Annotated in this window: 14 protein-coding genes; 10 read left to right on the top strand and 4 right to left on the bottom strand. The window is 63.8% G+C overall.

The window, feature by feature from the left end; genetic code table 11:
- Positions 1–8 precede the first annotated feature (8 nt).
- Positions 9–830 carry an enoyl-CoA hydratase/isomerase family protein gene (locus MKK62_RS00640; protein ID WP_240262879.1) on the bottom strand — a complete coding sequence of 274 codons (822 nt, stop codon included), beginning with the start codon at positions 828–830 and terminating at the stop codon, positions 9–11.
- Positions 831–949: 119 nt separating this feature from the next.
- Between MKK62_RS00640 and MKK62_RS00635 the strand changes: the two genes are divergently transcribed.
- The 3 genes from MKK62_RS00635 to MKK62_RS00625 are packed head-to-tail and all read left to right on the top strand — an operon-like array spanning position 950 to position 3,328.
- Complete coding sequence (locus tag MKK62_RS00635) at positions 950–1,636, top strand: hotdog family protein (RefSeq protein ID WP_240262880.1); 687 nt, start codon at positions 950–952, stop codon at positions 1,634–1,636.
- A 1-nt stretch (position 1,637) separates the two neighbouring features.
- Positions 1,638–2,441 (top strand): FadR/GntR family transcriptional regulator, encoded by an 804-nt coding sequence (locus tag MKK62_RS00630; RefSeq protein WP_240263895.1) that lies wholly within the window; start codon positions 1,638–1,640, stop codon positions 2,439–2,441.
- Positions 2,438–3,328: an enoyl-CoA hydratase/isomerase family protein gene (locus MKK62_RS00625; protein WP_240262881.1), complete on the top strand. Its 891-nt coding sequence runs from the start codon at positions 2,438–2,440 to the stop codon at positions 3,326–3,328. Before MKK62_RS00630 ends, MKK62_RS00625 begins: the two co-directional genes overlap by 4 nt.
- 4 nt (positions 3,329–3,332) lie before the next feature.
- On the opposite strand, the gene MKK62_RS00620 is transcribed toward MKK62_RS00625, so the two are convergent.
- Positions 3,333–4,130 carry a TetR/AcrR family transcriptional regulator gene (locus tag MKK62_RS00620; protein WP_240262882.1) on the bottom strand — a complete coding sequence of 266 codons (798 nt, stop codon included), beginning with the start codon at positions 4,128–4,130 and terminating at the stop codon, positions 3,333–3,335.
- A gap of 355 nt (positions 4,131–4,485) precedes the next feature.
- On the opposite strand from MKK62_RS00620, the gene MKK62_RS00615 reads away from it, so the two are divergent.
- From MKK62_RS00615 to MKK62_RS00590, 6 genes are read left to right on the top strand one after another with little or no spacing between them, the layout of a single operon-like run.
- The gene (locus tag MKK62_RS00615; RefSeq protein WP_240262883.1) at positions 4,486–5,355 is read left to right on the top strand and encodes an enoyl-CoA hydratase; all 870 of its coding nucleotides are present in this window, start codon (positions 4,486–4,488) and stop codon (positions 5,353–5,355) included.
- A 2-nt stretch (positions 5,356–5,357) separates the two neighbouring features.
- A complete protein-coding gene (locus tag MKK62_RS00610; protein ID WP_240262884.1) occupies positions 5,358–6,560 on the top strand; it encodes an amidohydrolase family protein in 1,203 nt (400 codons plus the stop codon).
- Between the two features lie 22 nt (positions 6,561–6,582).
- Complete coding sequence (locus MKK62_RS00605; protein ID WP_240263896.1) at positions 6,583–8,202, top strand: acyl-CoA synthetase; 1,620 nt, start codon at positions 6,583–6,585, stop codon at positions 8,200–8,202.
- Positions 8,199–9,038 carry an amidohydrolase family protein gene (locus MKK62_RS00600; protein WP_240262885.1) on the top strand — a complete coding sequence of 280 codons (840 nt, stop codon included), beginning with the start codon at positions 8,199–8,201 and terminating at the stop codon, positions 9,036–9,038. Before MKK62_RS00605 ends, MKK62_RS00600 begins: the two co-directional genes overlap by 4 nt.
- Positions 9,039–9,040: 2 nt before the next feature.
- The gene (locus MKK62_RS00595) at positions 9,041–10,078 is read left to right on the top strand and encodes an acyl-CoA dehydrogenase family protein (RefSeq protein ID WP_240262886.1); all 1,038 of its coding nucleotides are present in this window, start codon (positions 9,041–9,043) and stop codon (positions 10,076–10,078) included.
- A gap of 14 nt (positions 10,079–10,092) precedes the next feature.
- Positions 10,093–11,283 carry an acyl-CoA dehydrogenase family protein gene (locus MKK62_RS00590; protein ID WP_240262887.1) on the top strand — a complete coding sequence of 397 codons (1,191 nt, stop codon included), beginning with the start codon at positions 10,093–10,095 and terminating at the stop codon, positions 11,281–11,283.
- 62 nt (positions 11,284–11,345) lie between these two features.
- Here MKK62_RS00590 and MKK62_RS00585 read toward each other — a convergent pair whose 3' ends face one another.
- Entirely contained in the window at positions 11,346–12,560 is a 1,215-nt protein-coding gene (locus tag MKK62_RS00585; protein ID WP_240262888.1) for a cytochrome P450, read from the bottom strand.
- 95 nt (positions 12,561–12,655) lie between these two features.
- The gene (locus tag MKK62_RS00580; RefSeq protein WP_240262889.1) at positions 12,656–13,141 is read right to left on the bottom strand and encodes a winged helix-turn-helix transcriptional regulator; all 486 of its coding nucleotides are present in this window, start codon (positions 13,139–13,141) and stop codon (positions 12,656–12,658) included.
- Between the two features lie 91 nt (positions 13,142–13,232).
- Between MKK62_RS00580 and MKK62_RS00575 the strand changes: the two genes are divergently transcribed.
- Positions 13,233–14,417: a thiolase family protein gene (locus MKK62_RS00575; protein WP_240262890.1), complete on the top strand. Its 1,185-nt coding sequence runs from the start codon at positions 13,233–13,235 to the stop codon at positions 14,415–14,417.
- The last annotated feature ends 87 nt before the right edge of the window (positions 14,418–14,504 follow it).

Genomic DNA, 14,504 nt, shown 5'->3' with positions numbered 1-14,504 from the left:
TCCTTCGCTCATCGTCCGTGAAACCGTGGCGTGCGCCGTTCCCGGAACGCCGCCAGGCCCTCTTTGAAATCTGCGGTGCGGCTGGATAATTCGACGTCGAATAACTCCTGCTGCATCGACTGGGCGAGGGTCGCGTGCTGTCCGTAATGGATGGCGTGCTTTGCCAGCCCCAGCGCGACGGTGGGGCCGTCGGCCAATCGTGTCAGTAGTTCGTCGGTCGCGTGGTTCAGGTCGTCCGCGGCGACCGCCCGGTAGATCAGTCCCCAGTCCGCGGCCTCGGCCGCACCAATCTTGTCGCCGAGCAATAGCATTCGTTTGGCTTGGGTCAGCCCCATGAGTCGTGGAAGCAACCAGGTTGAGCCCGAATCGGGACTGAATCCTCGCGCCGCAAACGGCTCCCAGAAAACCGCATCGTCAGCCGCGACTGTGAAGTCCGCGGCGAGCGCGAGGTTGCAACCGAGTCCAGCGGCGATTCCCCGCACACTGGCGACCACCGGCAGGTGGATCGTGTGCATCAACTCGATGATGCGGTTCGCCGCATGCGGGACGCGACGGACCAGGTCGCCGGTGCGTGGTCGTTGGCCGGTCCGGTTGTTGGTGGCGACCCAGTCGACCCCGGAACAAAAGTCGTCGCCGGCGCCGTGGATGTGAATTGCGCGCAGCGAGTCATCGATGGCGGCCGATGTGAGTGCCTCGATGAACAACGCGATCATGCTCGGACTCAGCGAGTTACGACGCGCGGGCCGATTCAGGACGAGCCGCAGAATGGAGCCGTCCCGGCTCGCCGTGAGCGTGCCGTCTTTTGCCGCGGAATCCGCGTCCTGGCTCATCAGCGAAACTGCCCTTCCGCGCAGATATAGATACCTCTACAGTAGGCAATACAATTACTTCACTGTATAACTTAGCAAGGAAAGCCGCGACAAGGAACAGCAGCGTGGGGAGAGGTCGCATGAGCGAGCAACAGCAACCGGGTGTCGCGACGTGGCCGGCCGCTGCTCGGTTCGGCGAATCACCGCTCGGGCAAACTGTCGCCGCGGCGGGCGCGATCCGCCGGCTCGGGGACGTGCTGCTCTCGCTCGAACATCCACACCCGATCGTCGACGCGATGATCGCGCAGATGGGTGAATGGGAGCGCGAGCTGGCCGCCGTGGTGCCGCCGGACAGCGCACCACGGGTGGGCGCCGACGAGGCCGGCGCCCATCGCGTCTACCTGGATCATGCGACGGACATCGGAGCATTCAACCCGTGTTTCCCGGAGTATCGCTTTGACCACCTCGACGGCGAAACTGCTTCGGGTCAAGTCACTTTCCCCCTTGTCTACGAAGGGCCACCCGGCCTTGTCCACGGCGGATTCCTTGCGGTGTTCTTCGACAGCGTCATCCAGCATCAGAACTGCGTGAGTGGACTTTCCGGCAAGACCCGCTCACTGCAGGTCGCCTTCCGGCGACCGACGCCGGTGCAAACCGAACTCCGGTTCGAGATCGCGCGTTCGCACGTTTCGCAGGGCATCACGTCCACCGCCCGCCTGCTGCTCGGCGACGAGGTGCTGTGCATCGGCGAAGTCAGCACCCTGGCGGTGTCGCCGGAGAAGTTGACTGGCCACCGGCTCGGCAAGCGACGAGCCTGGAACCCGTGAGATCGTGAGGCACCGAATCCGCCAACCGCGCGTCGCCGAACTCGTCGCCTCGAAACTTCGAGACGACATCCTGTCGGGTCGCTTGAAAGAGGGCGATGTGTTGCCGTCGCAGGAAGCCCTCTTCGCCGAATTCGGGGTCAGTCCGCCGGCATTGCGTGAGGCAATTCATCTGCTGGAGACCGACGGGCTGATTTCGGTGCGCCGCGGAAACGTCGGTGGTGCGCTGGTTCACCATCCGACCGCCGAGCGGACCGCCCACATGATCAGCATGGTGCTGCAGTCTCGCGCCGCGACGCCGGTGGATGTCAGCGAGGCGCTGGTGCACCTGGAGCCGGTGTGCGCGGGAATGTGTGCCGCCCGCGAAGACCGGATTACCGAAGTGGTGCCCTATCTACAACGCGAAATCGACTTGCAGACTGCGCAATTCGATGACGCGTCGAGGTATGTACCGAATGCGCGCCGGTTTCACGAGACGCTGGTCTCGCGATGCGGGAACGAGTCGATGATATTGCTGATCGGATCGCTCGAGCTGATCTGGTCCGCTCACGAGTCCGCGGTGTGGAACGACCACGGCGAGCCTGCGACGATGGCGGACACGACCCGGCGGGCGGCGTTACGCGACCACCAGCGATTGCTTGACGCCATCTCTGATGGCAACGCGGCTAGAGCGGTCCGGCTTGCACAAGACCACCTTGCGGCGGCACGCCGCAACACGCTCGCCTTCGGTACCGATCAGACCATCGAGGCGAAGCTGGTGTCGAATCTCGGCGTGCGCTCGGATGGCAGGAAGGGGCTTGGCGGATGACGGCCACGGATCATCGCGTGCTTTTCGAGGTGGATCACGAAAAGCGAATCGCGACAATCACGTTGAACAATCCGGAGCAACGTAACTCCTATGACGCGGCCATGCGTGAGGAGGTCGCACGATGCCTGGACCGGGTTGCTGAGGATGACGACCTGACGGTGGTTCTCCTGCGCGGGGCAGGCGGGGTGTTCAGCACCGGCGCGGACATGAACAACGCCTACGGATGGTACGGCGAAGACGGCGAAGCGGGGCGCGAGCGTCCGTCCAAGAGTCGGCCGAGTCAGCGCCGCCGGCTCACCGTAGATCGAAAATCGTTCGGCTTCTATCACAATCTGTTGGGTTTCCCGAAGGTCACTGTGGGGGAGATCAGCGGCTATGCGCTCGGCGGCGGCTTCGAGATTGCGCTGATGACCGACATTTCCGTCATCGCCCGCAATACCAAGGTCGGCATGCCCGCCACCCGTTTTCTGGGCCCGGCGTTGGGCAGCCTCCACATGTTCTTCCACCGCTTGGGCCCTGTCCTTGCTCGCCGTCTACTCCTCACCGGCGACATCGTCGAGGCCGGGTCGATCGAGCATCTCGGAATCTTCACCGAGACATGCGATTCCACTCAGGTTGGAGCCCGGGCGCGGTATTGGGCGGAGAAGGCCGCCAAAATGCCGGCTGACGGTGTGGTAATCGCCAAGGAAGCTTTTCGGCTCGTCGAGCAGAGCCAGGCGTACCAGGGCGAAGAGGTGGCCAGCTACCTTTTTCATGCGTTCGGAACCAACTTGCAGTTCGCGCCGGGCGAGTTCAACTTCGTCAAGACGCGCGCACAATACGGGACGAAAGAGGCGTTCCGGCTCCGCGACGAGCACTTCGACGTCCCAGAGCCGCCGTCGAGCTGACGTGTCAGCGGCGCGAATTCTTGGCCCGGGCCGTCGACTTGCGCGGCCGAGTCGTGATCGACTTCTGTTGCCGACCAGCCGAATTCGAGCGTTGCTCGATCAGGCGCGCCGCATTGTCGAGGATACAGTCGAGGCCGTACTCGAAGTTGTTGTCGTCCGCAGCGCCGATGTGATGCCCTTTGGCGGTCATTTGGGCGAGCAACGGGGTTGCCTCGGGATCGACGACCATCGCATCGTCGATGGTGCGGCCCCCGGTCTCGGTCGCCTGGTTCTTTTCCTGGAGGCGGTGCAGCACCACTGAGCCTCGGACGTGAACGGAAACCGCGGAGTAGGTGTCGAAGGCTTCTTGTGGAGACAGGCCCGCCTCGACCAGGCCAGCGATCGTCTTCTCGATCTCCTGCCCCCCGACCCGAGCCGCTCGCGGGCTCAGCGCGGACCTGATGAGAATCAGGTCGCACAAAATGGGATTGCCCATGAATGTTTCACGCATCGAGCGGGCGTGATTACGCAGTGTGATCCGCCAGTCGGCGGCCTCGACGTACGGCGTGGCGAACACGTACTTGCTTAATGCGCGATCGGTCATCGCGTTCAGTAGGTCGTCCTTCTTGCGGAAGTACCAGTAGATACTGGTCACTCCGACACCGAGGTGCTTGCCGAGCAGCGGCATGCTCAGGTTGTCGATCGACACCTGCTCCGCAAGCTCGAACGCACCGCTGATGATGTCGTCGGGGTTGATGGATCCGCGTTCGCGCCGCTGCCGTTTCTCGGCGGCTGCTTGCTTGGCCACTGCGGACACCTCCATCACGTTCTACGCTGACACGGGTTGATCCGCGTCAGTGCGCCATCCCGAATAGCTACTGTAATACCTATCGTAGGCTTTTTGGTACGTAGCTTGCGGCGCTAACGCTGTCCGAACGCTACGCCGGCGGACGTAAGTGTAACGAAAACTCGACGGCCACAGCATTTTTCGACCTAGCGGATATCACACACCGAGCGCGCCGGTCCCGCCGCTCAAGCCTTCGCATCTCGGATATCGAGTGTCCGGTTCACCTGGTCAGGCCGGCCCGACGACTGTTGCAGAATGCGCTACCGATAGGTATACAGTATGCGTACGAGCTGCATCGGAGCTGCCGCCTGAGCTCGTGGGAGGACGGTCGATGAGCGCCACCGAAGACCGCGTCGCCGGAGCCGGCCAGGACGAGGCCGTGATCTACGACGTCACCTCGACCGGAGTCGCGGTCCTGACGCTGAATCGACCCGATCGGCTCAACACCTGGGGTGGTGACATCGCGACCGCGTTCTACGCCGGTCTCGAGCGCGCCGAAGACGATCCGGACGTGCGGGTGATCGTGCTGACCGGCCGGGGCAAGGCCTTCTGCGCCGGTGCGCGGCTGGGGTCGATGGGCAGCGTCACGCAGTCGATCGGGGACACCGACGGGGGCAGGTTGGCCAGCCTGATCGGGGACCGGCAGCCCTATCATCTGACCACGCTATGCAAGCCGGTCGTCGCGGCCATCAACGGTTCGTGTGTCGGTATCGGTCTCACACAAGCTCTGATGTGCGACATCCGATTCGCCGCTGCCGGTGCGAAATTCGCGGCGTCGTTCGCCCGGCGCGGTCTGATCGCGGAGTATGGCGTCTCGTGGATTCTGCCGCGGCTGACCGGCTGGGGTGTTGCGCTCGATCTCCTCTTGAGCGGGCGCACCTTTCTCGCCGAGGAGGCGGCAGAGCTCGGTCTGGTCAAAGAGGTGGTGCCGCCAGAACAGCTGATGGCGCGCGTGATGGCCTACGCCGAGGACATCGCCCAAAATTGTTCTCCCGCATCGATGGCGATCATCAAGCGGCAGGCCTACGGCGACGCGACGCGCGAGGTTGCCGACTCCAACGCGCGGTCGGAGGTCCTGCTGCAGGAGTCACTGAAGCGTCCCGACGTGATCGAAGGGATCACCAGCTTCCTCGACAAGCGGCCGCCTAGCTTCACCGGCCTGCGCGCGACCGACGAATCTTGTGGTACCGGAAAGGGATGAGCATGGGCACGCTGAACTACAAGGCGATCGACGTCGACAATCATTACTACGAACCGCTGGACGCGTTCACCCGGCATCTCGACAAGAAATTTCGTAGACGCGGCGTCCAGATCTTCCAAGACGGCAAGCACTCTCAAGCGGTCATCGGCGACCGCGTGAACCGCTTCATACCCAACCCGACCTTCGACCCCATCATTGTGCCGGGATGTCTGGACCTGCTGTTCCGCGGTGAGATCCCGGAGGGCGTCGATCCCGCATCGCTGATGAAGGTCGAGCGGCTCGAGCAGCATCCCGAATACCAGAACCGCGATGCGCGGATCGCCGTCCTTGACGCGCAAGGCATCGAAACCGCCTTCATGTTGCCGACATTCGCGTGCGGCGTCGAGGAGGCTCTGAAAAACGACGTGGAAGCGACGATGGCTTCCGTGCACGCCTTCAACCTTTGGCTCGACGAAGATTGGGGCTTCGACAGGTCCGACCACCGAATCATCTCCGCGCCGATCATTTCGCTGGCTGATCCAAAGGCTGCCCTCGACGAAGTCGAGTTCGTCCTCGCGCGCGGGGCGAAGCTGATTCTGGTGCGGCCGGCGCCGGTGCCCGGTGTCGTCAAGCCGCGGTCACTGGGCGACCCACTGCACGATCCGGTATGGGCCGCACTGGCCGAGGCCGGAGTGCCGGTGGGCTTCCACCTCAGCGACTCCGGCTACCTTCAGGTCGCCGGAATGTGGGGCGGGAAATCGACTTTCGAGGCGTTCGGGGGGTCGGACCCGCTGGATCAGATCCTTGTCGACGACCGCGCCATCCACGACACGATGGCGTCGATGATCGCCCACGGCGTGTTCACCCGCCACCCGCACCTCAAAGCCGTAAGCATCGAGAACGGCTCGTATTTCGTGCACCGGCTGATCAAGCGGCTGAGGAAGGTCGCCAACAACCATCCTCGGCTCTTCCCGAAGGATCCGGTCGAGCAACTGCGCACCAACGTCTGGATCGCCCCCTACTACGAGGACGACCTCACGGAGCTCGCGTCGGTGATCGGTGTCGAGAAGATCCTGTTCGGTTCGGACTGGCCACACGGCGAAGGCCTGGCCGACCCTGTGTCGTTCACCGAAGAACTGTCCGGTTTCAGCGACGTGGACATCCGAAAGATCATGCGCGACAACGCGTTGGATCTGCTGGGTGTCAAGGTTGGCGCGTCGGCGTGAGCGGCCGGAGTTCGTCGACGCCATGAGCGAGTGGACCATCGGTGCGGTCCTGGATGTGATCGCCGAGGTGATTCCCAACCGGGAGATCACCGTATGTGGTGATCGCCGCAGGACCTTCGCCGAGACCGCGGAGCGCAGCCGCCGACTTGCGAACTACCTGGCGGCAAACGGATTCGGCGCTCGTCAGGAACGCGCGGCGCTGCAAAACTGGGAATGCGGTCAGGACCGGATCGCGCTGATCATGCACAACGATCTTTACGTCGACATGGTCGTTGGCTGTCTCAAGGCGCGCACCGTCCCGGTGAATGTGAACTACCACTACACCGCGCGGGAAGTTCGCGACTTACTGGGTTACGTGCGGCCCCGCGCGGTGATCTATCACAGGTCGCTCGGCGTGACGTTTGCCGATGCCCTACCGCCCGACAGCGTCGAGTTGCTGATCTCCGTGGACGACGGAAGTGACACAACGGAATTGGCCGGCGCGGTGACCCTGGACGATGCCGTGTCGCGCGGCGACGTCGACCAGAACATCGAGGCGTGTCCCGACGACCTGTTGATGATCTGCACCGGCGGCACCACCGGCCGCCCCAAAGGCGTCCTGTGGCGGCAGTCCGACATCTACGTGTCGTCGATGGTGGGTGCCGATCATGCCGGGCCCGAGGAGATCCGCGACAAAGTGACCCGCAACACCGGCTCTACGTGGTTTGCGGTCTCGCCGCTCATGCACGCCGCCGGCATGTGGACGGCGTTCTCGGCGATCATGGCCGGCCTGACCGTCGTGCTCTACGACACCAGCAAGCGGCTCGACCCCCGATCGGTGTGGCAGACGGCCGAGCGCGAGAAAGTGGCGATGATGACCATGGTCGGCGACGCGTACGCTGCGCCTCTGGTCGCGGAGTTGCGCCGAGGCGATTACGACCTGTCGTCGCTCGCGATGATCGGTACCGGCGGTGCAGCAACCAATCCCAAGCATCAAGCGGCGCTGATGGAGCTGCTTCCGCAACTCACGCTGATCAACGGCTACGGCTCGTCCGAAACCGGAAACATGGGATTCGGACATAATCGCTGCGACACTCGGAGCGACACCTTCACGTTGCGCGAGGGTGGTCTGGTGTTGTCCGAGGACTACACGCATTTCGCAACACCAGGCGACGGCGAGGTGGGCTGGGCGGCCCGCGAAGGCCGAATCCCGCTCGGGTACTTCGACGATCCCGATGCCACCCAGAAGACCTTTCCGGTGGTCGAAGGCAAGCGGGTGGTGATCTCGGGCGATCGCGCCGCGCTCGAGGCGGACGGGACACTCCGGCTGTACGGGCGCGACTCGCTGGTGGTCAACACCGGCGGCGAGAAGGTGTTCGTCGAGGAAGTCGAGCAGGTGCTTCGCGCGCACCCGGATGTCACCGATGCATTGGTGGTCGGCCGACCGAGCGAACGGTGGGGCGAGGAGGTAGTTGCTCTGGTCCAGCTGCGTTCGGACGCGGCGCCGGAGTCACTGCCGGACCACTGCGGCACCCACTTGGCCGGGTTCAAGGTGCCCAAGGAGTTCATCGTCGTCGACCACGTTCGCCGTCTGGGCAACGGCAAGGCCGACTACCGCTGGGCGAAAAGGAAAGCGACAGAGAAGGCGCCGATGTCGACATGAGCACACCCCGAGTGATCGACTGCCTGGTCAACGTCCACTTCGGCGAAACCGAAAAGCAGCCGACCTGGATGGTCAAAGTACGCGACGACTACTTCAAGGGACCGGACTCGATGTTCGCGCCGGTCGACCTGTCGGCGCTGATCGACGAAATGGACGAGCACGGTGTGCAAAAGGCTGTGCTGATGGACAATCTCGCGAAGCCGTCGGTGACCGCCCGCAAGTTCGTCGAGGCGAAACCGGATCGATTCGCGCTGGCGATCGGCGGCGTCAACCTGCTTCGGCCGATGCCGGCGCTGCGCGAACTCAACGCGGTGGTCAACGACCTTCCGGTCGCGTACGCCGTTGTGGGCCCGAGCTTTTGGGGCGACGGCATGTACCCGCCAAGCGACGCGGTCTACTATCCGCTGTACACCAAGTGCGCCGACATCGGCCTGCCCCTGTGCGTCAATACCGGCCTCCCGGGCCCACCGATCCCCGGCGAAGTGCAGAATCCGATTCACCTCGACCGGGTCTGCGTAAGGTTCCCGGAGTTGAAGTTGTGCATGATTCACGGTGCAGATCCTTGGTGGGACGTCGCCATCCGGCTGCTCATCAAATACTCGAACCTGCGATTGATGACGTCGGCGTGGTCACCCAAGCGGCTGCCCGACAGTCTGCTGCACTACATGCGAACCCGTGGCCCCGACAAGGTGATCTACGCCTCGGACTGGCCGGTGCTCAAGATGCGCCGCGTGATCCCCGAAGCGCAGGCGCTGGATTTGCCGGCCGACGTTCTGGAGAAATACCTCTACACCAACGCGCACACCTTCTTTTTCGAGGGCGACGAGGAGCACTGATCATGGACCGCTACGAACTTCGCAGACTCGACTACAGCCTGAGTGAGGACCATCAGGCGTTACAGTCGGCCTACAAGGACTTCTTCAAGACGCACTGCTCCATCGAAACCGTCCGCGCGGCAGAGGAATCAGGCTTCGACAAGAGCCTCTGGGAGCGACTCTGCGGGATGGGCGCGACGACGATGGCGCTGCCCGACGACGTCGGGGGAGACGGTGCGACGCTGGTCGACCTGACATTGGTCGCCGAAGAAATCGGTCGCTCGCTTGCGCCGGTCCCATGGATCGACCACGTCTGCGCGGCGCGGCTCCTCGCCCGGCTTGGCGCCGCGGAACCCGAGGTGGTCAGCGGCAAGCACATCGTCGGCCTCGACCCTCAGCACGATAACGCTCAGGGCGTCCGGCTCATCCCCAGCGGGTCTGTCGCCGATCAGATCATCGTTCGCGACGGCGAAGACGTGGTGCGGCTGACGTTCGATACTCGACCGACCAAGGTCGACAACATCGGTCGGCTCCCGATGGCCTGGGTTGACCCTTCTGCGGCCGATTCCCGCGTTGTGCTGGCAAGTGGACCCGACGCACTCGCCGAATATCAACGCGCACTGGATGAATGGCGCGTGTTGACCGCCGCAGCACTCGTCGGCCTGGTGGAAGAAACGATGACGATCGCCGCGGAGTTCGCCAAGACTCGCTACACGCTGGGTGTTCCCATCTCGACGCTGCAGGGCATCTCGCACCCGCTGGCCAACATCGCGATCACCGTGCAAGGCGGCCGCAACCTCGCGAGGCGGGCTGCGTGGTTCCTCGACAACGAACCCGACGAGCGTCCCGAACTGGCGCCTGCGGCACTCGTTTTCATGGCCGAGGAAGCCTCGAGGGCCGCGACGATGGCGGTGCACGTGCAAGGGGGATTGGGCGTTTCGGCCGAGGCCGCCGCGACCGCATACCTGGTACGAGCCCGCGGTTGGGCGCTGGCCGGCGGGGATCCGGGCGCCAGCGCAAAATATATCGGCGAGCTCGTCTCCGCTCGCGAAAGCCGCTGAGGAAGGACATATCCGTGGATTTCTCACGAGTTGTCCTCGCCGACGACGATCAGAGGTTCCTCGACGAGGCTCGCGACTTTCTCAAGACGCACGTGACCGACGAGGTCAGGCGGCGCGACCGGGAAACCGGCGACAACTTCGACGAGGATGTGCATCTGGCCCTCGGTGCCGCGGGTTACCTCGAACGCGAGTGGAAAGCAGCCAGCGATGGCGGCTTTTCCCGCGTGCAGCGGCGTATCTGGGAACTGGAGAAGCGCCGGGCGCATGTGCCGTGGGTGACCTGGGGAACCACCGCGATGGTGGCGCATTCGGTGGCGAAGTTCGGTTCATCCGAACTGCAGGCCGAGGTGATGCCCAGGGTCTTCAGCGGCGAGGTCCGGTTGTGCCTTGGATATACCGAACCCGAAGGCGGCTCCGATATCGCTACGTGCAAGACCCGTGCGGTGCGTGACGGCGACAGTTGGGTGATCAACGGCTCCAAGATGTTCACCACCGGCGCGCACAACTGTCAGTACGTCTTCCTGATCACCAATACCGATCCCGAGGCGCCAAAGCACAAGAGCCTGACGATGTTCCTGGTGCCACTGGATTCCCCTGGAATTGAGATCCAGGGCATCCGCACCGTCGACGGCGACCGGACGAACATCGTCTATTACAGCGATGTTCGCGTCGACGACAAATACCGGCTCGGTGACGTGAACGCGGGCTGGACCGTACTGCGCGAGCCGCTCAACACCGAGCACGGCGCCGTCGCCGCCGCGCCGGATGGGCTGCAGGACGTCTCGATCATGATGCATCAGGCCGGCTTCATGACCCATGCCCTGGACAAGGCCGCCGCGAAGGCGGCCGTGCGAGACCGCAACGGGCACCGGCTGATTGACGACGAGTCGGTGGCATACCGGTTGGGTCGCAGTGCCGCACGGATCGAGGCGGCGCTCAGCGCACCGAGCATCTTCGGCCGGGTGGCGATCGCGCAGACCATGCGCGATGTGTCACCGGATCTGATGGATCTGCTCGGCACCGCGTCCACACTGCCGCTGGGCACAGATGGCGCGGCCGACGACGGCGCCTCGGAGTACGTGTATCGCTTCGCGCCGCTGGTCGGCATCTACGGAGGCACCCTGGAGGTGTTCCGCAACATGATCGCGCAGTATGCCCTCGGCCTGGGCAAGCCGAATTATTCGGCGCCCAAGAAGGTCTCGTAGCTCGCAGGGTGTGCCGGTCGATCCGACCATGCCGACGGCGGTGACGTCGCTTTGACTTACATCTAGCTCAGCGGTGTGAAGGTCACCGGAAGTGCGGTCGGCGAGCGGAACGGCTGGCCATAGATGTGCGGGTCGTCGTCGGTGAGCAATTCGATGTCGGTGAGGCGGTTCAGCAGGCACTCCAACGCGACCCGCGTCTCCATGCGCGCGAGGTGCAAACCTAGACAGGTATGTTCGCCGGCGGCGAAGGAGATGTGCGGTAACGGCTTTCGGAAGATGTCGAATTCCTCGGCGCGATCCCACCGATTCTGGTCACGATTCGCTGAGCCGATGCATAGGTCGACCGCCGCCCCCTTGGGTATCGTAACGCCCTGCAATACAGTGTCTTCTGTCGTGAATCGCTGAACGGTTGTCAGCGGTGTCTCGAAGCGCAGCCCCTCTTCGATTGCCGGTGCGATCAATGTCCGGTCCGCGCGGACCGCGGCGAACTGCTCGGTATGGGTGAGCAACAGGAACAACAGGTTGCCCGAGGAGCGGTAGGTGGTTTCCAGGCCGGCAGGAAGCAGCAGCCGCAGAAACGAGTAGATGGCTTCATCGCTGAGCTTTTCGCCGTCGATCTCGGCGCTCACCAGGTCGCCGATGATGTCTTCGGTGGGTTTCGTCCGCCGACGGTCGATCTGCTCGAGGAAGTAATCCTTGAGTGCGGCAGAGGCTTCGAATGCACGCTCGTATTTGACCGTGTAGTTGATCAATTGCACCGCGCGCCTGCGAAATTCCGGCAGGTCTTCGGCGGGCAGGCCGAGAAGCGTGGCAATTACCCGCGTCGGGAACTCGAAGGTGAAATCGCGGACCAAATCAGCGTTTCCGGCGTCGACGAACTCGTCGATCAGTGCGTCGCAGATCGGACGCACGATATCGGGTTCCCAGTGTGCGAGCGCCTTGGACCTGAACGCCGCGGAGACCAGGTTCCGGTGCTTGCGGTGGGTTGTGCCCGCCATCGCCAGAATGGACGGACCGATGAACAAGCCGATGGTGTTGTCGTAGTAGCCCGAACTGAATACCTCGGCGGCGCGAAAGGCGGTGTTGACGGCCTCGAAGGACATCGCCGCGAACGGATCTTTTGGACGCAGTGACTCCGGCGTCTTGGAGTAGTCGACGACCGTGCCGTGAAACACTCCGGCGCCGCTTCGTTTCTCGGCGAAGAAAGGATAGGGGTCGCGGATGTATCCGGCCGGTTTGTCATCGCTGACGGCGGCGTCTCGAAGTTGACCTTCCACAACTGCGCTCCAGCTTCATCGAGCCACTTGGCAGGTTCCCGAGGCATCCTACTGTAAAGATTACAGTAGCGTACATAGGACAGCCGCTCGATAACTCAGTTGTCGCGGCGACTCCGCTTCGTCAGTTCGACGCCGAGTTCGTCAGGCGGAATTGGATGCCCTTCGGTGCAGCGCATCTCGACGACCGCGTCGGCGCCGCAATCCAGATGGGTGAGCCGCAGTCGGTGACGGCCCGGCAAGTGCCGCTGGCCCCACTGGAACATCGCCCAGACCACCGGCATGAAATCGATGCCCGACTCGGTGAGGATGTATTCGTCGCGGGTCCGCTGACCCGGCTCGCGGTATGGCCGCCGTGTCATCAGCCCGAGATCGACCAGTTCGGACAGTCGCGCCGCCGCGGCGGCCTTCGTGATTCCGACGCGGTGGGCGAAGTCGTCGAACCGGGTGGTGCCGTAATACGCCTCGCGCATGATCAGCATCGCGGATTTGGTGCCGAGCGCGGACATGGTCTTTTCGATCGCGCATTCGCCGACCGCGGACCACGCATCGCGGTCGGCCAACACACCTTGTAGGAGTGGCACAGATCACCTCCGTTCTGGGTTGCTCCCAGTATACCTAGGTGTTAGATCTGAGTATAGCTAGGTAAACCCAGCAGGGACTCAAGGAGGAGTCATGACATATCAGGATCGCGACGCCGTCATCGTGGGTGCGGTACGTACGCCCGTCGGCAAAGGCAAGGCGAGCGGCGCCCTGCACGGCGTCCTGCCGGCAGACCTGTTGGCGCACAGTCTGCGGGAATTGGTGACGCGTACGGGCGTCGACCCGGCCGAGATCGACGACGTCATCGCAGGCGCGGTGACCCAGGTGGGTGACCAGGCCGTCAACATCGCGCGCAACGCTCTGCTGGGCGCGGGCTTCCCCGAGTCGGTCCCGGGTACGACCATTGACCGCCAGTGCGGCAGCAGCCAGCAGGCGATCAGCTTTGCCGCCCAGGGTGTGTTGGCCGGCGCGTACGACATCGTCGTGGCGGCCGGGGTGGAATCCATGAGCCGCGTGCCGATGGGGACGTCGGTTCTCCCGGGCAGCAACCCCTTCGGTGAGGGCATGAACGACCGTTACCCCGAAGGACTTGTGCCGCAGGGCATCAGCGCCGAACTCATCGCATCGCGGTGGGGTTTCTCGCGAGCCGACCTGGACGAGTTCTCCGCAGGTAGCCATGAAAAGGCTGCCCGCGCGACGAAAGAGGGACTGTTCGACACCGAGCTGGCGCCGATCGCGGGTCTCAGCACCGACGAGATCATCCGTCCCGGCACCACGGTCGAGACGCTGGCCGGCCTCAAGCCTGCTTTCTACGACCCGGCGGTGGAACAGCGGTTCCCCCAGATTAATTGGGAAATCACCCCGGGAAACTCGTCGCCGCTGTCGGACGGTAGCGCCGCGGTGTTGATCACCAGCGGTGCGGCCGCCAAGAAGCTCGGCTTGCGACCGCTGGCCCGTATCCACACCACGACCGTGGTGGGGTCCGACCCGCTGTACATGCTGACCGGCGTCATCCCGGCTACCGAGAAGGTGCTACACCGCGCCGGCCTGAAGCTGTCCGACATCGATCTGTTCGAGGTCAACGAGGCGTTTGCTCCGGTGGTGCTGGCGTGGGCCAAGGACACCGGCGCCGACCTGGCCAAGACCAACGTCAACGGCGGTGCGATTGCCATCGGACATCCATTGGGCGCCAGCGGTGCTCGCATCATGACCACACTCGTCAACGCGCTTGAACAGCGCGGCGGACGGTACGGATTGCAGACGATGTGTGAGGGCGGCGGGATGGCCAACGCCACCATCATCGAGCGACTCGACTAACCAGCATCCAGACACGACCCCCGCGCCTATCGTTTTGGGCGCGGGGGTCGCGAGTCGTGATGCCTGGCGCGGCTACTTGATGTAGCG

Source organism: Mycobacterium paraterrae, from assembly GCF_022430545.2.
GTDB lineage: Bacteria > Actinomycetota > Actinomycetes > Mycobacteriales > Mycobacteriaceae > Mycobacterium > Mycobacterium paraterrae.
Note: the sequence above shows the minus strand (reverse complement) of the source record. Positions and strands in the feature narration are given on the sequence as shown.